We start from the raw sequence: 19,832 nt of genomic DNA, 5'->3' as shown, positions 1-19,832 counted from the left end.
GATGTCCGAGATATGTTGAGAAAACCCTGCTTCGGTCGCGCATCCCGCGACGGCACATCGCCGCGGGACAGATGCGTGCCAAAATGAGCAGCCCGCGAAGGCGCGTGCCCAGACAGCGCGCCGGTCTGCCGGCCGTCCTGAAACAACATCATGCGCTTAACCGCTTTCGCCTATTTCTCCCGCGCCATCATGCCTGCGTGATAGTGCAATTCGCGCTCCGCGCGCCGACGGAGCCCCAACATGAACAATGCCGTAGTTAATGCGCGTGCGCATTAACCCGACCGTAAGCACTGCAACCGGTGAGACGGCGCGGCATCGGATTTGCTCTTCGGGCAAGCGAGTCTTTTCCTGTAAATTTGATTAGAACAAGCGCGGTCAGAAAATATGAACAAGCCAGCCACGATCGATTTCGCGACAGCCACGGCGATCCGGATCCCCGCGGCCACTGCACCCGTCCAGGCGCTGCACGATCTCGTCCCCGGCGAAGCCCGCGATAGCCTGCTCGCCGTCCACGAGGTGCTGCGCGGCGAACTGCCGAAGGCTGAACTCGCCATCTACGAAGCCGGCGGCGGCTCGTGCAGCGTCCTGCCGCCGGAATTGCTCCATCGCAGCAAGGTCACCGTCGTCGACATCGACGAGGACCAGGTCCGCAACAACAGCTACGCGGACGAGGCGATCCTGGGCGACGTGCAGACCTACCGTTTCGGGCGCGAGAGCTTCGATCTCGTGATCTGCTACAACGTGATCGAGCATCTGCCCCATGTCGACGCCGCGCTGCTGAATTTCCGCGACGCGCTCAAGCGCGGCGGCCTGATCCTGATCGGCGCACCCAATCCCAGCTCGCTGTCCGGAATTGTCACCAAATATTCGCCGCACTGGTTTCACGTCTGGTTCTACCGTCACATTCGCGGCATCAAGGATGCCGGCCTGCCCGGCGAGCCGCCATTCCCGACCTTCTTTCACCCGTTGGTGACGCTGCCCCGGCTGGAAGCGTTCGCGGCCGCCAACGGCCTCGAGATGATCTACCGCCGTGAGGTGGAAAGTCCGCGCTATCCCGAGATGCGCCGGCGCAAGCCGCTGCTCGCGGCTCTCGTGGACGCCGGCGCCGCGGTGCTGAACGCCGTGCTTCCGCGCGGCATCGACGTCCGCCGCGGCGACTATCACGTCATCCTGCGCAAGAGCTGACCATCATGGCGCGCGCGCGGCCCATCACCGGACAAGCGGAGTCTCGCGGCAACGCCGTGCGCGGTAACGAACCGTTAATCTCCGGGAAGCCCGCGCGACTTGGGCGTCACAGGGGGGCTCGGCCGGCTGGCAAGCGCTTAAACGCTTTGTTTGCCATTTCGGTGAATAGTCCCTCAATGAGTATGGTTAATTTTCCCTGTTGCGTTGATTGGGCACCTATATCCCGGGTGCGTGGCGTAGAGCGAAGAGTAACCCCTCAGCCTGCGGCACTTGGAATGAAAGCTGGGGATCATGCTTGACTATAACCAGCCGATAGATCGGGCGAGACCCGAGCCTCCGCAACAGAGGTCTCAGGCCGGCTTTAACGTGCTGGAGCTCGCCAATCTGCTCTGGCGGCGCAAGATCGCGATTGCCGCGGCTGCCCTGCTCGGCGCAACGCTTGCCGTCACCATCGGCAAGAGCCTGACGCCCCGCTACACCGCCACCGCCCAGCTCTATGTCGACCCGCGCGAGCTTCAACTCGTCGACCGGGAGCTGACGCCGCGCGCGCAGGACGTCTCCGGCATGTCCATGGTGGTGGAGAGCCAGGCGCGACTGATCACCGCCAACAGCGTCCTGCTCAAGGTGATCGAGCAGGCCGGTCTCGACAAGGATCCGGAATTCGGCGGCAGCGACGGCAGGAGCCTGATGTCGTCGCTGCTCGGCCTGATCGGCCTTCAGCCCCGGGCGCCCTCCGCTGCGGCCAACACCGAGGTGCAGCTTGCGGCGCTCGAGGCGCTGAACCGGCACATCACGATCCGCAAGACCGAGAAGAGCTTCATCGTCGACATCGAGGTGTGGTCGACGGATCCGGCGAAGGCGGCGATGCTCGCCAACACGCTGACCAATGCCTATCTCGCGGAATCCCGCAATTCGCAGGCTTCGGCCGCACGGCGCGCCACCAGCGATCTCTCCGGCCGCCTCAAGGAGCTGCGCGAGCGGCTGCGCAACGCCGAGACGGCGCTCGCCACCTACAAGGCCCAGAACAATTTCGTCGGCACCCAGGATGCGCTGATCAGCGACCAGCAGCTCTCCGCCAGCAACCAGCGGCTCTCCGCGGCGCGCGCGGCGACGATGGATGCGCAGGCGCGGCTCGACCAGATCGAGGCGAGCCGCCGGACCGCTGCCGATGCCGGCGCGATTCCGGAAGCGCTGCAATCGCCGACGATCGCGAATTTGCGCGCGCAATATGCCGATGCGCGCAAGAAATATGCCGAGCAGGCCGGCGAGCTCGGGCCACGCCATCCGGCGCTGCGCCAGACCGAGAAGCAGGTCGAGGATCTCAAGCGTACCATCAGCGAAGAGATCGACCGCTTCGCCCAGTCCGCCAAGAACGATCTGACGCGCGCCCGCGATTATGAAGCCTCGCTCAACCGGGCGCTGGAAGCGCAGAAGCGGCAGAGCGTCCAGCTCAGCCAGGCCGCCGTGCGCCTGCGCGAGCTGGAGCGCGAGGCCGATGCCAGCCGCGACGTCTACCAATCCTTCCTCAAGCGCTCCCGCGAGACCGAGGAGCAGGAGAGCCTGAACACTTCGGCGGCCCGCGTCATCGGCGAGGCGACCGTGCCGCAGCGGCGCTCGTTCCCGCCGGCGATGAGCCTGTTCGCCATGATCGGCTTCATCTTCGGCGCGCTTGCGGCCTCGAGCTGGTTCGTCGCGGCCGAGCTTCTGTTCGCCGGCGCAACCGCGCCAGCGCCCGCGCCGGCCCGCCGCGAACGCAAGCCGGTGCCGGAGACAGCGCGCGCTCCCGAGCCTTCGCGGGCCTTGGAGGCTTCGCGGCCCGAGCAGCCGTCGCGATCCCCCGAGGTCGCGCAGATCCCGCCCGAACTTGCCGCGCCACCGCTGCAACCCGCGATGGTCGAGAACCCCTCGATCGAGAAGCCCCTGATCGCGCGCCTTCAGGAGGCCGACGTCATTCACACGCTCGGCGCCATTCTCGCCACCGGCGGCGGCGTCGATCTCACCCGGCTGGGCTGGCCGACGTTGCGGCCCGGCTTTCCCCTGACGAAGCTGCTCAACGCCTGGCGCGACATGCGCGCGGCCGTGGCCCGGCGCGCCGGCGGCAAGGCGATGCCGGTCATTGCGCTGGTCGGCACCGGCGAGAGCGCCGGGCGCAGCGTGAGTGCGCTGAACTTCGCACTCGCGGCCGCGCGCGATGGCGCCCGCGTGCTCATGATCGACGCCGACCATCAGACCCACGCTCTCTCGAACAAGGTCGGCCGCCCCGGCAAGAACGAACCGAGCAGGCTCGGCTGGCTCTCGATCGGCAGCAAGGCCGCACGCGAGATCAAGACGGTCAACGGCATTTCGGTGCTGCCGGCCGGCGAGGGCGATGCCGGCAAGGCCGCCGACGCGATCCGCAAGGCGATTGCGCAGGCGCGCGCCGCAGGCGGCTACGACCTCGTGATCCTCGACGGCCCTGCGATGCCGCTTCTTGCGGGCAGCCGCAAGCTGCTCGACGACACCGACGCGCTGGTGGCGGTGCTGCCGACCAGCCTCGATCTCAACGACAGTCTCGAAGAGATCCTGACCGCGCTCGGCCGCGCCGAGCGCAAGCTCGTCGGCGTCGTGCTCGACGAGCTCACCCCTAAAGTTGAAACGCGTCAGCGAGGCAGACAATATGCTTGAGCGCCGCGTCAACCTCGACGGACGGGCAGCAACTGCCGACGTGCCGCGGATCACCGTCGGCGGGCTTCGGATGGCCGCGCTCGATCTGGAAGAGACCGCCGATTTCATGATCGAGGCGACCGATCCCGACAGTCGCATCGGCCGTCCGCTGTTCCTGACGTCGGCCAATGGCGAGGTGCTGGCGCGCTGTTCGACCGAGCCGCAGACCGAGCGCCTGTTCCGTGCCGCCGATCTGATCAACGCCGACGGCCAGCCGCTGGTCGCCGCCTCGAAGCTGCAATCCTGGTTTCCGCTGCCGGAACGCGTCGCAACCACGGACCTGTTCCACGTGGTCGCGCGCAAGGCGGAAGCCCTGGGCCGCACCTTCTACATGTTCGGCGCCAGCGAGGCCGAGAACATCGCAGCGGTCGCGAACGTCCAGAAGATGTATCCGAAGCTCAAGATCGTCGGGCACAGCCAAGGCTATCTGCGCGGCGAAGAGCTGCGCGCGAAGGTCGAGGAGATCAACGCGCTTGCGCCGGACTATCTGTGGGTCGCGCTCGGCGTGCCTAACGAGCAGGCATTCGTGAAGGAGTTCACGCCGCATCTCACCAATGTTGGCGTTATCAAGACATCCGGCGGCCTCTTCAACTTCTTGTCAGGCAGCCGTTCCCGCGCGCCGCAATGGATGCAAAAAATCGGACTCGAATGGGCCTGGCGCACCTTGCTCGAGCCACGCCGCCTGCTCTGGCGCTATTTGACCACCAACCCCCGCGCGCTCTATCTTCTCTTCAGCCGCAACCGCCCCCTCTACTAAGAGAAGAGCACAAGACGACATGACCGACCGACCGACTGTCCTCGTCACAGGAGGCGCGGGCTATATTGGCTCGCACGCCTGCCGCGCATTGACCGCCGCCGGCTATCAGCCCGTCGTTTATGACAATCTTTCGACAGGCCATCGCAGCTTCGTTGCCGGTCCGCTGGTCACTGGCGATCTGCTGGACGGCACGGCGTTGGCACGCGCCTTTGCCGACCACAAGATCACGGCGGTGATGCATTTCGCGGCGGCGAGCCTTGTCGGCGAGTCCATGACCGACCCGCAGAAATATTATGTCAACAACGTGCAGGGAACGCTGTCGCTGTTGCAGGCGATGCGCAACGCGAACTGCCATCGCATCGTGTTTTCCTCGACCGGCGCGGTCTATGGCAACGCCGATTCCAAGGAACTGCCGGAAGACTTCCCCTGCGCGCCGATCAATCCCTACGGCGCATCAAAGTTGATGATCGAGCGGATGCTGGCCGATTATCGCACCGCCTATGGCTTCGGCGCGTTCTGCCTGCGCTATTTCAACGCCAGCGGCGCCGATCCGGGCGGTGGCATCGGGGAACTGCGCGACAACGAAACCCATCTCATTCCGCGCGCGATGATGGCGCTTCAGGGACATGTCGATTTCGCGGTGTTCGGCGACGACTACGCCACACCCGACGGCACCGCGATCCGCGACTACATCCACGTCACCGACCTCGCGGCGGCGCATGTCGCGGCCCTGAAGCTTCTGGAAGGCGGACATGCCGGCGGCAGCTTCAATCTCGGCACCGGCTCCGGGTTCTCGGTGCGCCAGATCCTCGATGCCATCCGGCAGGAGACGGGGCGCGAGGTGCCGCATACCGTCAAGCCGCGCCGCGCCGGCGATCCCACTTATCTGGTCGCAGATCCCTCGGCAGCGAGAAAGGTGCTGAACTTCGTACCGCGCCACTCCGACCTGGCGACGGTGATTCGCACCGCCTGGGCCTGGCACCAGAAGGCGCATCCGTTCAGGGCGCGATAGGCGATCGAGGCGCCCGCGCCTGGCTCCGCCGGGGGCGGACAGCTGCAGCGGTCAGACGACGGCGCGTTTCAGCCGTGACGCCGCGGCTTGCGTGGCGGCAAAGTCCGGCTCCGGCTGGAGCGGCGGGGCGGCAGGCAGGACCATCGGCCGCAGCAGCTCGGCCATCTGCCGTGCCGGCAAGGGTTTCGAGATGAGGAAGCCCTGCATCTCGTCGCAGCCATGGGCGCGCAGGAACGCCTCCTGCTCGGCGTTCTCGACGCCTTCGGCGACGACGGTCATGCCCAGCGCCTTGCCCATGCTGATGATCGCCTGCGCGATCGCCTGGTCTTCCGAATCCTGCGGCAGGTCCCGCACGAAGGAGCGGTCGATCTTGATGGTGTCGATCGGGAAGTGCTTCATCAGCGACATCGACGAATAGCCGGTGCCGAAATCGTCGATGGCGAGGCGAATGCCGCGGCTTTGGATGGCGTCGAGCACCTTGAGCGCACGGCCGACATTGCGCATCATCATGCTCTCGGTGACTTCGAGCTGGAGCAGCACCGGCGACATGCCGCTGGCCGCCAGCGCCTCGTCGACGTCCTGCAACAGATGCTCGTCGGCGAACTGCCGCGGCGACAGGTTGACCGCCATCGACAGCGGCAACAGGCCGCGGCGCTGCCAGGCCATGGCCTGTGCGCAGGCCTCGTTGAGCACCCAGCGGCCGATCGGCACGATCAGTCCGGTCTCTTCCGCAAGCGGAATGAACTGCGCCGGCGAGACGTTGCCGAGATCGGGATGTGCCCAGCGCAGCAATGCTTCCACGCCGGTGATCTGGCCGGTCTCCATCTCGACCTTGGGCTGGTAGTTCAGCGAGAACTGCCCGCGCTCCAGCGCCCGGCGCAGCGCACTCTCCAGCGACAGCCTTTCGATCGACTGCGTCTTCACTTCCTTGGAGAAGAAGCGATAGCCGCTCTTGCCGTCTTCCTTGGCGAGATACATCGCCATGTCGGCGTTCTTGGTCAGCGTCTGCACGTCGGAACCGTTGGCCGGATACATCGCGATGCCGATCGAGGCCGTGGTGTGACATTCGTGCCCGGCCAGCTCCATGGGCTGGGCGAGTGCGGCCAGGAGCTCGGTCGCGATGCGCTGGACGGCATCGATCTCGCCGCACTGGTCGAGGATCACCACGAACTCGTCGCCGCCGAGCCGCGCCACCACGTCGCTTGCCCGCAGCGCGCCGCGCAAGCGGTTCGCCACTTCGAGCAGAAGCAGGTCGCCGGCCTCGTGCCCCAGCGAATCGTTGATGACCTTGAAGCGGTCGAGATCGATGAACAGCACCGCAAAGCGGTGATCGTGACGCTCCGCCGTGTCGATGGCCTCGCGCAAGAGCCCGTTGAAGGTCTCGCGGTTCGGAAGGTCCGTCAGGCTGTCATGCGAGGCGAGGTATTCGATCCGCTCGTCCGCCTGGTTCTTGGCGTCGGCGCGATCGAAATTCTCCATCGCAAAGGAGACGTTGTCGGCGAGACGCTGCAACAGCTCGACGAACTCGACCGTGAAGGTGCCGGGCTCGGTCGACATGTAGATCATGACGCCGACGGCCTGCTCGTGTACGATGAGTGGAAATGCCGCGCCCGACCGCGCGCCGTCGTTGCGGACGATGGCATGGAAGACGCGGACGCGATCGTCGTTGAGATAGTCGTTGCTGATGCAAGGCTGGCGCGTGCGGAACGCCGTGCCGCTCATGCCGCGCCCTTCGGGCCGCTCCGGATCGACGGAGAGGCGGACATTGCGCGTGGTGTAGGCGGACGGGCCCGCGCTCGCCACGATTTCCAGCAGATCGCTCTCGGCCTTGGCCAGCGCGATGGTCGTCGACGTGAACTTGGCACCATGCGATGCCGCGTGACACACGAGATCGAACAGCTCGGCGCGCGACTTCGCCCGCATGATCGCCTCGTTGGTCGCGCTCAGGGCGGCGAACATGCGCGTCAGCCGTTCCTTTTGGCTCTCGGTGCGGGCCTTCTCCTCGGCACGGTCGAAGTTGTCCAGGGCAAACGACACGTTCTCGGCGAGACGTCCAAGCAATTCGACCAGATCTGGGGTGAACGTGTTCTCTTCGGTTGCAAGGAAAAGCAAGATGCCGATCGGCTCCTGGCCTGCCTTCAGAAGCGGAAAGCTGGCGGCAGCCCGCGTTCCATCCTCAACCGCCTTCGTCCGCCAGTGGATCGAGCGCGGGTCGTTGAGATAGTCGTTCATGACACTGGGCCGGCGGGTCCGGATCGAGACCCCGATGATGCCCTGGCCCTCGGGATGACCGGCGGAAAGATTGCAGGTCCGCCCGGCCATCTGCTCCTGCAGACGCCCCTTCACCGCGGCGACACGAAGGAGTTCGTTGTCCCTGTCGATGATGCCGATCGTAGCCGAAGCGAACACGTCGCCGAGGACGCCGGCCTGGCAGGCAGCCTCGAACAACTCCTCGCGCGTCTTGGCGCGGATGATGGCCTCGTTGGTTGCGCTCAGTGCCTCGAACATTCCGCTCAGGCGATCCCGCTGCTTGTCGTCCTGCGCCTTCTCCTCGGCGCGATCGAAGCTTTCCAGCGCGAAGGCGACGTTGGCCTGGAGCCTGCTCAGCAACTCGACGAATTCATCCGTGAAGGTGCCGGCCTCCGGAGCGTTGAACAGGAACACGCCCTCGACCCGGTCGCCGCAGAACAGCGGCAAGGCGGCGGAGGATGCGATTCCGGTCCGGCGCGCGCTGGCGTGCCACGGCGCGAGGCGCTCGTCCGCGAGCACGTCGTTGCTGACGGCGGGCCGGCGCGTACGATAGGCGGTGCCGGTCAAGCCGCGGCCTTCCGGCACCTCCTCGGAGGTGGAGAACTTGAAGTTGCGAACCTCATTCGCATTCGGCCCGTAACAGGCCACGACGCGCAGCAGCTCGGCGTCACGGTCGACCAGCGCGATATTGGCCGAGGTGAACTTGGCGCCCTTGGCGGTCGCCTCGCAGACGAGATCGAACAACTCGGTACGCGAGTGAGCGCGCAGAATGGCCTCGTTCGTGGCGCTGAGCGCGGCATACATGCGCGCCAGGCGTTCCTCCTCCACCGCAATCCTGGCCTTCTCGGACTCACGATCGAAATTGTCGAGCGCAAAGCAGACGTTTTCGGCAATCCGCAGCATCAGCGCGACGACTTCTTCGTCTTTGGCCCAGGACCGGCTGATGAAGGACAGCATGACGCCGACGCTCTGACCATGCTTGATCAGAGGAGCGGCGACGCAGGCGGCGACGCCGGTATTGATGTTGGCTTGCTCCCACGGCGTCCCCCTGGTGCGACCGGGCAGATCGTCTTCCAGGCACGGCTTCTGCGAGCGGAATACCTCCCCTGAAATTCCGCGGCCATACGGATTTGCCGGATCGACGGAGTACCGGGTTCGAGCAACCAATTCCAGGTTCTGGCCGGTACCCGCAACAGGCTTCAGCCAATCGGAATCCGGCTCCTTCAGCAGAATGACGGTCGAGAGCGATTTGCCTCCGTGAACGGAGGCATCGCAGACGCGCTGATAAAGCTCCTGCTCGGTCTTGGCGCGCAGGATTGCCTCGTTGGTGGCGCTGATGGCCCCGAACATGCGATTGAGCCGCCGCGTCGCCCGCTCGCTGGCTTGCCGCGCGCTCTCACGCGCGAAATTGTCGAGCGCATAGGAGATGTTGGCCGACATGCGCTCGAACAGCGACACCATCTCGTCGTCCAGCGAATTGGCCTCGCTGCGGGTCACATACAGCACGCCGACGCTCTTGCCGCTGCAGAGCAGCGGCAGCGCCGCAGCCGCGCCGATGTGGGCCGAAGCCGCGCCCTCGCGCCAGGCCAGCGAGCGCGGATCGTTGAGGTAATCGTTGCTGATGCACAGCTTCTGCTCGCGAAACGCCTCGCCCCCGACGCCCGATCCCTCGGGCGTGCCGGCTTCCGTCGTGATCACGATCGAGCGCAGCCGCCGAACGTCGTCGCCGCAGCCGGCCGCGAACCGCAAACGGCCGCCGTCCGGTTCGACCAGGAACACGGCCACGGCCAGGAAGTCGCCGCTGGCAAACCCGGCGGAGCAGACCTTCTGGTACAGCTCGTCCGGCGATTTCGCATAGAGGATCGCTTCGTTGATGGCGCTCAACGCCGCAAAGGTGCGCGCGAGTGTCGTCGTCACGATCTCAGCTCCCGGGGCATTCTGCCAGTTTTTCCCAGGTGACTTTATGAATGCCGATCGCCTAAGTGGTCGTTATTGCGCGCCGCAAACTGTCAATCAAAGTGAACGGGCTGCGAACGACCGCGCCAAACTGCCGGAAAATACCGCAGCGTGGACGAATCCTACACCGAAAGCGGGTCTGTTTACGAATTTGCAGCCCTGTATTGGTTTACGGCCGGTTGATATCGCAGCTGCGCTTTGAGACGATGGCTTCAACAACCATTGCCCGCCAAGGGCAAGAAGTCGCGCGGGCCGTTCACCGGGCCGCGCTCGCAACAGGGTTATCCCGTGATCATCCAAGCCGGCGCCTCCGACCACGGCCAGCGCCTTGCCGTGCGATGGGCGAGGGTAGCGGAAGTGCCGTAGGGTGGGCAAAGGCGCTTAGCGCCGTGCCCACCATCTCTCGACGATAGAGAACGTGGGCACGGCGCGAGCGCGCCTTTGCCCACCCTACGGCGCTTTGCCTGCCCTACGAGAGCTGTGCGAGCCGCGCTCAAAACGGCAGCGCCACGCTCGACTTGATCTCCTTCAGCACCACGTTGCTGCGGACATAGCGGATGCCGGGGATGCGAAACATGAACTCGTCGAGGAAGCGATTATAGGCCGCCATGTCCTGCACCACGACGCGCAAATGATAGTCGGCATCGCCTGTGGTCGCAAAGCACTCCAGCACTTCGCGGCGCCTCGTGACCCTGGCGACGAATTCGTCGACGAACTTCGCGTCGTGCCGCTCCAGCGAGACGTGGAGGATGGCCGACATCGCAAAGCCCGCCTGCTCGCGCGCGACCAGGGCCGCATAGCTCTGGATGACGCCAGCCTCCTCCAGCGCGCGCACCCGGCGCCAGCAGGCCGAGGTGGACATGCCGACCTCGTCCGCCAGTTGCTGGTTGGTGGCGCGGCCGTCCTTCTGGAGATGAGCGAGGATTCGCGCGTCCTGGTCTTCGATCATGGGGCCTCGCCACAGGGGAATTTTCCACCGAATTATCGGCCACTCTGGATAATTCTACCACAATAGATCGGATCGAAGAAAAAGATAGGTAAAACCTACCAGCCGTCCGGGCCTACCTTGCTCCGATCCGGGGGAATGCGTGGGAGGTCCGCATGGACGCCATTCCGTCACTCGACACCTATGAGCTTTCCGACCGCTACGACCGCGAGCAGGGCCGCGTCTTCCTCACGGGAACGCAGGCCATCGTCCGCATCGCGCTCGACCAGGCGCGGCGCGATCGTGCGCAAGGCCTCAACACCGCCGGCTTCATCTCCGGCTATCGCGGCTCGCCGCTCGGCGGCGTCGATCTCGAACTCTGGCGCATCCAGGAACGCCTCAAGCGGGACCGCATCGAATTCCTGCCCGCCGTCAACGAGGACCTCGCGGCGACCGCGGTGCTCGGCTCGCAGCAGGTCGAGACGCAAGGCGACCGCGAGGTCGCTGGCGTGTTCGGACTCTGGTACGGCAAGGGCCCCGGCGTCGATCGTTCCGGCGATGCGCTCAAGCACGGCAACGCCTATGGCTCCTCGCCGCATGGCGGCGTGCTGGTGGTCGCTGGCGACGACCATGGCTGCGTCTCCTCTTCGATGCCGCACCAGTCCGACGTCGCCTTCATGAGCTGGTTCATGCCGACGCTGCATCCGGCAAGCGTCGGCGAATATCTCGCGTTCGGCGAATATGGTTACGCGCTGAGCCGCTTCTCCGGCATGTGGGTCGGCTTCAAGGCGATCTCGGAGATCGTGGAGTCGGGCGCATCGGTGGCGCTGCGACCACCGCGCCTCTTCCGCACGCCCGATTTTACGCCGCCGCCCGGCGGCCTGCACTACCGCTGGCCCGACTTGCCGGGCCCGCAGATCGAGGAGCGGCTGGAGGCGAAGAAGCACGCGGTCTACGCCTTCGCCAAGGCCAATCCGATCGACCGTCACGTCTACGACATTCCGGACGCCACCTACGGCATCGTCACCACGGGCAAGGCACATCTCGATCTGATGGAGGCGCTGCGATTGATGGGCCTCGACGAGGCCGCCTGCCGCAGCATCGGGATCGACGTCTACAAGGTCGGCATGGTCTGGCCGCTGGCGCTGCACGACGCCATGGCTTTCGTGAAGGGCAAGCGCGAGATCCTCGTGGTCGAGGAGAAGCGGGGCATCATCGAGAGCCAGTTCAAGGAATATTTCTACGACTATCCCGGCAGCAAGCCCGAACGCATGGTCGGCAAGCACGATGAAACCGGGGCAAGGCTGATCTCCTGGATCGGGGAATTGTCGCCGCGCGCGCTCGCCGGCGTCCTGGCCCGCCGGCTCGATCCGATGTTTCCGGGCCTCAATCTCGCCGCACGCGCAGCCGCGCTCCTGCCGGAGGCGGCACGCAGCATCAACGTCCCGGGCGCAACGCGCACGCCCTATTTCTGCTCGGGTTGCCCGCACAACACGTCGACCAAGGTGCCGGAGGGATCGAAGGCGCTGGCCGGCATCGGCTGCCATTTCATGGCGAGCTGGATGGACCGGGAGACCTCGTCGCTGATCCAGATGGGCGGCGAAGGCGTGAACTGGGCGGCTTCGTCGAGATTCACCGGCCGCAAGCACATCTTCCAGAACCTCGGCGAAGGCACCTATTACCACTCCGGCTCGATGGCGATCCGGCAGGCGATCGCGGCCGGCGCCAACATCACCTACAAGATCCTGTTCAACGATGCCGTCGCGATGACCGGCGGCCAGCCGGTCGACGGTCCCGTCAGCGTCCATGCGATCGCGCACAGCGTTCGCGCCGAAGGCGTGATGCGCATCGCGCTGGTGTCGGATGATCCCGCACAGTTTTCGCCCGCCGACCTGCCGGCCGGCGTCACCATCCATCCGCGCGAGGCGATGGATGCCGTGCAGCGCGAGCTGCGCGACATCCCCGGCGTCTCGGTCCTGATCTACCAGCAGACCTGCGCCACGGAAAAGCGGCGCCGGCGCAAGCGCGGGCAGATGGCCGACCCCAAGCGCTTCGCCTATATCAACGATCTCGTCTGCGAAGGCTGCGGCGACTGCTCGGTGGAATCCAACTGCCTCAGCGTCGAACCGAAGGAGACGCCGTTCGGCCGCAAGCGTCAGATCAACCTGTCGGCCTGCAACAAGGATTTTTCCTGTCTCAACGGCTTCTGCCCAAGCTTCGTCACCGTCGAAGGCGCGACGCGCCGGAAGAAGGCCGCGAGCCAGATCGACGCCATCGGCCATGCGGCCACGCTTCCCCTGCCCCCCTCAGCCTCGCTCGACCGCCCCTACGACCTGCTCGTGACCGGCGTCGGCGGCACCGGCGTGATCACGGTCGGCGCGCTGATCGGCATGGCCGCACACCTCGAACGCCGCGGCGTCTCGGTGCTGGACTTCACCGGCTTTGCGCAGAAGTTCGGGCCTGTGCTGAGCTATATTCGCCTCGCACCAGGTCTCGAGGCCCTGCACCAGGTGCGCATCGACCAGGGCGCAGCCGATGCGCTGATCGGTTGCGATCTGGTCGTCAGCTCGTCGCCGAAGGCATCCGGCACCTACCGCCGCGGCACGCGTGCCGCGGTCAACACCGCGGAGATGCCGACCGGCGACGTCGTCCGCTTCCGCGATGCAGATCTCGCCTCCGCCGCAAGGCTAGGCGCGATCGGCCGGGTCATCGGCGAGCACAATCTCGGCACGATCAACGCCAACGCGCTGGCCGAACGGCTGCTCGGCGATGCCGTCTATGCCAACATCATCATGCTCGGCTTTGCCTGGCAGGGCGGGTTGGTCCCGATTTCGTTGCAGGCGCTGCTGCGCGCGATCGAGCTCAACGGCGTCGCCGTCGAGCGCAACAAGCAGGCCTTTGCCTGGGGCCGGATCGCGGCTTCCGATCCCGACTTCCTGCCGAAAATGACGGAAGCGCCGGAGGTCGAGACGCTCGACCAGATCATCGACCGTCGCGCCGACTTTCTCACCGCCTATCAGGACAGCGCCTATGCGGTGCGCTACCGGGCGACCGTCGCAAGAATTCGTCATGCCGAAACGGCCCTGAACAGCGAGGCTTTGACCGAGGCCGTCGCACGCGGCCTGTTCAAGCTGATGGCCTACAAGGACGAATACGAGGTGGCGCGCCTGCACATGCAGACCGGCTTCCTCGACGAGCTGAAGCGCGAATTCGAGGATGGCTTCAGCGTCCAATATCACCTCGCCCCGCCGTTCCTCCCCTCGGAGCGCGACGCCCGTGGACGCCCGCGCAAACGCGCTTTCGGTCAATGGATCCAGATGCCGCTCGCCGTCCTCGCACGCTTGAAGGGGCTGCGCGGAACACCGTTCGATCCGTTCGGCTATACCCGGGAACGGCGCAGCGAGCGCGACCTGATTGCGTGGTACGAAGCGCTGATCGAACGGATGCTCGACCAGCTCGACGCTGCGCGTCTTCCCGATCTCGTCGCGATTGCCAAGGCGCCCATGGAGATCCGCGGTTATGGACCCGTGAAGGAGGCTGCGATCGCGTCGATCAAGTCGGAGGTCGAGTCTCTGTTGGCGCGCCAGTCGGCGCTGCGAGCGCCTGACCGCAGGCCTCACGAATAGGGATTGATCAGCTTCTGCTGCTCGGCGCTGTGGTGCGCGATCAGGTCGATGAAGGTCCTGACCTTCGCCGAGAGATGATGACGGTGCGGATAGACCGCGTTCATGGACAGCTCGACCGTCCGATATTCCGGCAAGAGCCGCACGAGGCGGCCGGCTTCGAGATCGTCCTGAATGAGAAACCCAGCCATCATGCAGACGGCCGCACCCTCCAGCGCGACCTTTCGCAGCGCTTCCCCGCTATTGGTGACGAAGCTGCCCGAAATACGGACGGAGGCCGGTGTGCCCTTGCGATCAAGGAAGCGCCATTCGTCGCCGAACGGATAGTTCAAATGCCGACCGCAATTATGCCCCTTGAGCTCGTCGAGCTTCTGCACCCTGCCGTGCTTCTCGATGTAATCATGGGAGCAGCACAGCACGTGACGCCAGGTAGCAAGGCTCCGCACGATCAGGCTTGAATCCGGCGGCGGGGTCATGCGCAGGGCGACGTCGTAGCCTTCCTCGATGAGATCAACATCGGCCTCGCCCATGCGCAGATCGACCTTGAGCTCCGGATAGGTCGAGAGCAGTTTCGCCACGACCGGCGCGGCGAACGGGACCATATGGGTGGCGACGTGAATGCGCAGCGTGCCGCGAGGCACCGACTGCAATTCGCTCGCGATGTCGTCGGCCTGCTCGAGATCGGCGAGAATTTGGGTCGAGCGGTCGTAATAGGCCTTACCGATTTCGGTGAGGCTCACCTTCCGCGTGGTGCGGTTGAGCAGGCGCACGCCGAGCCGGTCCTCCAGCGCCTGCACGTGATTGCTCACCATGGTCGTCGACATGTTGAGCCGGCGGGCGGCGGCGGAAAAGCCGCCGTTTTCAACCACATGGACGAAGGCGGTCAGGCTGGTAAAGCGATCCATGGTCGAGATTATCCGCTCTTACTGGATAATGCTTCCATGATTTCAAAGATTATCACAATAGCCAGGACAGCGCATCTTGCAGGTACCAACAGCGCACCATTTCGAAGGGGCGTCTGGGAAGTCCGAGGATGCCATGTCGAATGCTTCTTATGTCACTGAAACAAATGGAAAAATCAACCTGCGCCCGTCCCGGCAGGCGATCAGGCGCGCAGCGGTCGGCCTGGCGCTGGCGATCGGCGCCGCGGTGGCCGTCGACTATGGCTACGACTACCTGAAAACAGGCCGCTACCTGGAATCCACCGACGACGCTTATGTGAAGGCGGATTCCACGATCATCGCGCCGAAGGTCTCCGGCTACATCGCGAAGGTGCTTGTCGGCGACAACGAGAGGGTCAGGGCAGGCCAGACGCTGGCCAAGATCGACGACCGCGACTTCAAGGCGGCACTCGACCAAGCCAAAGCCGACGTCGCTGCCGCCGAAGCCTCGGTGCGCAACATCGACGCCCAGCTCGAACTGCAGCAGCCGATCATCGACCAGAGCACGGCCGATGTCGATGCGGCGGACGCCAATCTGAAATTCGCGCGGGAAGAGCGCGCCCGCTATGACGATCTGATGAAGTCGGGCTCAGGCACGATCCAGCGCGCGCAACAGACCGACGCGGCGCTCCGCGCCAGCAGCGCGCAATTGCAGCGCGCCAGGTTCGGCCTCGTGGCTGCGCAGCGCAAGGTCGACGTGCTCACCACCCAGCGCGCGCAGGCAGCCGCCCAGCTCGAGCGCGCCCGCGCGGCCGCGCTGCAGGCGGCGCTGAACCTGTCCTATACCGAGATCACCGCGCCGGTCGACGGCACGGTCGGCGCCCGGAGCCTCCGGGTCGGCCAATACGTCCAGGCCGGCACGCAATTGATGGCGGTGGTGCCGCTCGATGCGGTCTACGTCGTTGCGAACTTCAAGGAGACCCAGCTCACGCATGTGCGACCAGGACAGCCGGTCGAGCTGCGCGTCGACAGCTTCCGCAACAGGACCCTGCGCGGCCACGTCGACAGTCTGTCGCCGGCGAGCGGGCTCGAATTCGCGCTGCTGCCGCCGGACAACGCGACCGGCAATTTCACCAAGATCGTGCAGCGCATTCCCGTGAAGATCGTGCTCGACGACCACAGCCTCAACGGCCTGCTGCGCCCCGGCATGTCGGCAGAGCCGACCGTCGATACCAAAGCCACGGTGCTTGCCGAGCGCGAGACGGCCAGGCGCCTCGCCGACAACACCTCCCGCGCAAACGGCAGCTGAAGCCATGAGCACACTCCAACCGACCGCCAACGCCGTTGCCGGCCTCCCCGCCGCCGCCGCTGGCCCCGCGGCGCCGGTCTCCACAAAAACCTGGATCGCCGTGATCGGCGCCACGCTCGGCGCGTTCATGGCGGTGCTGAACATCCAGATCGTCAACGCCTCGCTCGCCGACATCCAGGGCGCAATCGGCGCCGGCATCGACGACGGCGGCTGGATCTCGACATCCTATCTCGTCGCCGAGATTGTCGTGATCCCGCTCTCCGGCTGGCTCGCGCAGGTGTTCTCGATCCGCATCTATCTCCTCACCAATGCAATCCTGTTCCTGCTGCTGTCGACCGCCTGCGCGCTGGCGCAGAACCTGTCTCAGATGATCGTGCTGCGCGCCGTGCAGGGGTTCACCGGCGGCGTTCTCATCCCGATGGCGTTCACGCTGATCATCACGCTGCTGCCGCGCGCAAAGCAGCCGGTGGGCCTGGCATTGTTCGCGTTGTCGGCAACGTTCGCGCCTGCGATCGGCCCGACCATCGGCGGCTATCTCACCGAGAATTTCGGCTGGGAGTACATCTTCTACGTCAACCTCGTCCCCGGCGCGATCATGGTCGGCATGCTCTGGTACGCGCTCGAGGCCAAGCCGATGAGGCTCTCGGCGCTGCGCGAGGGCGACTGGGCCGGCATCGTCACCATGGCCATCGGCCTGTCGGCATTGCAGACCGTGCTGGAGGAAGGCAACAAGGACGACTGGTTCGGCTCGCCTTTCATCGTCAAGCTCTCAGTGATCGCGGCCGTTGCGCTGGCCACCTTCCTGATCATCGAACTGACGGTAAAGAAGCCGCTGCTGAATCTGCGCCTGCTCGTCCGCCGCAATTTCGGCTTCGGCATGCTGGCGAACTTCCTGCTGGGCATCGCGCTATACGGCTCGGTGTTCATCCTGCCGCAATATCTGGCACGCATCCAGGGCTACAATGCCGAGCAGATCGGCATGGTGCTGGCCTGGACCGGATTGCCGCAACTCGTGCTGATCCCCCTGGTGCCGCGCCTGATGCAGAAATTCGACGCGCGGATCATCATCGGCATCGGATTCGCCCTGTTCGCGGTCTCCAACTTCATGAACATCCATATGACCAGCGACTACGCCGCCGATCAACTCATGTGGCCCAACATCGTTCGCGCCATCGGCCAGGCGCTGGTGATGGCGCCGCTGTCGGCCGTCGCAACCGCCGGCATCGAGCCGGAGAACGCGGGCTCGGCCTCCGGCCTGTTCAACATGATGCGCAATCTCGGCGGCGCGGTCGGCATCGCGCTGCTGCAAACGGTCCTGACCAAGCGCGAGCAGTATCATTCCAACGTGATGATGCAGTCGGTCTCGCTATTCGAGCAGGCCACCCGCACGCGGCTGGACCAATTGACGCAATATTTCGCCGATCACGGCATCCTCGACCGTGCGGACGCCGCGCATCGCGCCTATGTCGCGATCGGCCATATCGTGCAGAAGCAGGCTTATATCCTCGCCTTCAGCGACACGTTCTATCTGCTCGGCATGGCGCTGATCGTCGCGCTTGCCGCGGTCCTCTTCCTGAAGAAGCCCGGCCACACCTCGGCCGGCGGCGCCCATTGACGTCAACCCAAGGAGAACGACCATGAAGCCCCGCATGAATTTCTACCAGGCCGCCCCCGATACGATGAAGGCGCTGATGGCGCTGGAGCAACAGATCCAGTCCACGGGACTTGAGAAATCGCTGATCGAGCTGGTCAAGATCCGGGCGTCGCAGATCAACGGCTGCGCCTTCTGCATCAACATGCACGCCGAGGACGCTCGCAAGCGCGGCGAGACCGAACAGCGCATCTACCTGCTCAATGCCTGGCGCGAGTCCCCGCTCTATTCCGACCGCGAGCGCGCGGCGCTGGCCTGGACGGAATCGGTGACGCTGATTTCGCAGACCCACGCGCCCGACGATGTCTACGAGCAGGTTCGCGCGCAATTCTCCGAGGAAGAGACGGTGAACCTGACCATGCTGATCGGCGCCATCAACGCCTGGAACAGGATCGCGATCGCATTCCGCGCCGTTCATCCGGTGAAGGTGAAGGCCTCGGTGGCGTGAGGGGTGATGGAGGCAAACGCGTCTTCACACTTTCAACTGTCATGCCCCGCGAAGGCGGGGCATCCAGTACGTCGCGGCTTCTCGATTCAAGCACTCCTGTCACGGAGTACTGGATCGCCCCGTCAAGCCGGGCGATGACAGCGGTGGGAGTGGCTAAACCGCCGTTGCCTTGGCGAACTCCACGTAGATCTCGCGCAGGCGCGTGGCCATCGGGCCCGGCTTGCCGTCGCCGATCTTCTTGCCGTCGATCGCAACCACCGGCTGGACGAACAGTGACGCCGAGGTGGCAAAGGCCTCCTTGGCGGCCAGCGCCTCGGCGACCGTGAACGAACGCTCCTCGACGCGGAGCTGGCGTTCTTCGGCGAGCGCCACCACGGCCTTGCGGGTGCAGCCCGGCAGGATCGCGTTGGAGTTCTTGCGGGTCACGATGACGTCGTCCTTGGTGAGGATGAAGGCCGAGGACGAACCGCCCTCGGTGACGTAGCCGTCTTCCAGCATCCAGGCCTCACCTGCACCGGCCTCGGCCGCGGCCTGCTTCGCCAAGACCTGCGCCAGCAGCGCCACGCTCTTGATGTCGCGCCGCTCCCAGCGGATGTCGGGCACCGTGATGACGCTGATGCCGGTCTTCGCCGACGCCGCATTGATGATGTCCTTTTCCGAGGTGAACATCACCAGACTCGATCTGACGTCGCCCTTCGGGAAGGCGAAGTCGCGGCCCTTGTCGGCGCCGCGCGTGACCTGGAGATAGACGAGGCCGTTCGCGACCTTGTTGCGCGCGATCAGCTCCTTTTGCAGCTCGGTGATGCGCTCGACCGTCTCCGGCAGCTTCAGCTTGATCTCGCCGACCGAACGCTCCAGCCGCGCCAGATGCGAGGCATTGTCGACCAGCTTGCCATCGAGCACCGCCGAGACCTCGTAGATGCCATCGGCGAACAGGAAGCCGCGATCCAGCACCGAGATTTTGGCGTCCGAAAGCGGGACGAATGAGCCGTTGACGTAGGCGATCGGGTCCAAGGCAGGTCTCCTGGGGAGTGAAGGAGGGAATTTGGTCCCGGTATAGGAGATTTGGCGCGCCCGATAAACCCTCGTTCCGTCATTCCGGGGCATTCGCGCAGCGAATGAGCCCGGAATC

The 19,832-nt window shown here is 65.2% G+C and carries 13 protein-coding genes; 9 read left to right on the top strand and 4 right to left on the bottom strand.

Annotated elements, in window-relative coordinates:
- The first annotated feature begins 384 nt into the window (after positions 1 to 384).
- From D6B98_RS24930 to galE, 4 genes are all read left to right on the top strand, one after another.
- Positions 385 to 1,185 carry a class I SAM-dependent methyltransferase gene (locus D6B98_RS24930; protein WP_126259531.1) on the top strand — a complete coding sequence of 267 codons (801 nt, stop codon included), beginning with the start codon at positions 385 to 387 and terminating at the stop codon, positions 1,183 to 1,185.
- 291 nt (positions 1,186 to 1,476) lie between these two features.
- Positions 1,477 to 3,849, top strand: coding sequence for an exopolysaccharide transport family protein (locus tag D6B98_RS24925; protein ID WP_126259530.1), 2,373 nt, complete (start codon positions 1,477 to 1,479; stop codon positions 3,847 to 3,849).
- Entirely contained in the window at positions 3,842 to 4,645 is an 804-nt protein-coding gene (locus tag D6B98_RS24920; protein ID WP_126259529.1) for a WecB/TagA/CpsF family glycosyltransferase, read from the top strand. Before D6B98_RS24925 ends, D6B98_RS24920 begins: the two co-directional genes overlap by 8 nt.
- A gap of 19 nt (positions 4,646 to 4,664) precedes the next feature.
- Positions 4,665 to 5,657 (top strand): UDP-glucose 4-epimerase GalE, encoded by a 993-nt coding sequence (gene galE / locus D6B98_RS24915; RefSeq protein WP_126259528.1) that lies wholly within the window; start codon positions 4,665 to 4,667, stop codon positions 5,655 to 5,657.
- A 51-nt stretch (positions 5,658 to 5,708) separates the two neighbouring features.
- Here galE and D6B98_RS24910 read toward each other — a convergent pair whose 3' ends face one another.
- Positions 5,709 to 9,824 carry a sensor domain-containing phosphodiesterase gene (locus D6B98_RS24910; RefSeq protein WP_126259527.1) on the bottom strand — a complete coding sequence of 1,372 codons (4,116 nt, stop codon included), beginning with the start codon at positions 9,822 to 9,824 and terminating at the stop codon, positions 5,709 to 5,711.
- A gap of 46 nt (positions 9,825 to 9,870) precedes the next feature.
- On the opposite strand from D6B98_RS24910, the gene D6B98_RS24905 reads away from it, so the two are divergent.
- A complete protein-coding gene (locus D6B98_RS24905) occupies positions 9,871 to 10,065 on the top strand; it encodes a hypothetical protein (protein WP_126259526.1) in 195 nt (64 codons plus the stop codon).
- A 291-nt stretch (positions 10,066 to 10,356) separates the two neighbouring features.
- Here the strand turns inward: D6B98_RS24905 and D6B98_RS24900 are convergent, their stop codons facing one another.
- Positions 10,357 to 10,812, bottom strand: a complete 456-nt coding sequence (locus D6B98_RS24900; RefSeq protein WP_126259525.1) for an Lrp/AsnC family transcriptional regulator — start codon at positions 10,810 to 10,812, stop codon at positions 10,357 to 10,359.
- 152 nt (positions 10,813 to 10,964) lie between these two features.
- Between D6B98_RS24900 and D6B98_RS24895 the strand changes: the two genes are divergently transcribed.
- A complete protein-coding gene (locus tag D6B98_RS24895) occupies positions 10,965 to 14,414 on the top strand; it encodes an indolepyruvate ferredoxin oxidoreductase family protein (protein ID WP_126259524.1) in 3,450 nt (1,149 codons plus the stop codon).
- Here D6B98_RS24895 and D6B98_RS24890 read toward each other — a convergent pair.
- Positions 14,405 to 15,316 (bottom strand): LysR family transcriptional regulator, encoded by a 912-nt coding sequence (locus tag D6B98_RS24890; protein WP_126259523.1) that lies wholly within the window; start codon positions 15,314 to 15,316, stop codon positions 14,405 to 14,407. The genes D6B98_RS24895 and D6B98_RS24890 overlap by 10 nt on opposite strands.
- A 133-nt stretch (positions 15,317 to 15,449) precedes the next feature.
- On the opposite strand from D6B98_RS24890, the gene D6B98_RS24885 reads away from it, so the two are divergent.
- The 3 genes from D6B98_RS24885 to D6B98_RS24875 are packed head-to-tail and all read left to right on the top strand — an operon-like array spanning position 15,450 to position 18,700.
- Complete coding sequence (locus D6B98_RS24885) at positions 15,450 to 16,601, top strand: HlyD family secretion protein (RefSeq protein WP_126259522.1); 1,152 nt, start codon at positions 15,450 to 15,452, stop codon at positions 16,599 to 16,601.
- A 4-nt stretch (positions 16,602 to 16,605) separates the two neighbouring features.
- Positions 16,606 to 18,216: an MDR family MFS transporter gene (locus tag D6B98_RS24880; RefSeq protein WP_126259521.1), complete on the top strand. Its 1,611-nt coding sequence runs from the start codon at positions 16,606 to 16,608 to the stop codon at positions 18,214 to 18,216.
- A 22-nt stretch (positions 18,217 to 18,238) separates the two neighbouring features.
- On the top strand, positions 18,239 to 18,700 hold the full coding sequence (locus tag D6B98_RS24875; RefSeq protein ID WP_126259520.1) for a carboxymuconolactone decarboxylase family protein: 462 nt from the start codon (positions 18,239 to 18,241) through the stop codon (positions 18,698 to 18,700).
- A gap of 153 nt (positions 18,701 to 18,853) precedes the next feature.
- Here the strand turns inward: D6B98_RS24875 and D6B98_RS24870 are convergent, their stop codons facing one another.
- Positions 18,854 to 19,714: a D-amino-acid transaminase gene (locus D6B98_RS24870; protein ID WP_126259519.1), complete on the bottom strand. Its 861-nt coding sequence runs from the start codon at positions 19,712 to 19,714 to the stop codon at positions 18,854 to 18,856.
- Between the last annotated feature and the right edge of the window lie 118 nt (positions 19,715 to 19,832).

The organism is Bradyrhizobium sp. LVM 105, from assembly GCF_003957705.1.
Taxonomy (GTDB): Bacteria; Pseudomonadota; Alphaproteobacteria; order Rhizobiales; family Xanthobacteraceae; genus Bradyrhizobium; species Bradyrhizobium frederickii.
This window is presented reverse-complemented; position numbering and strand designations above follow the sequence as displayed.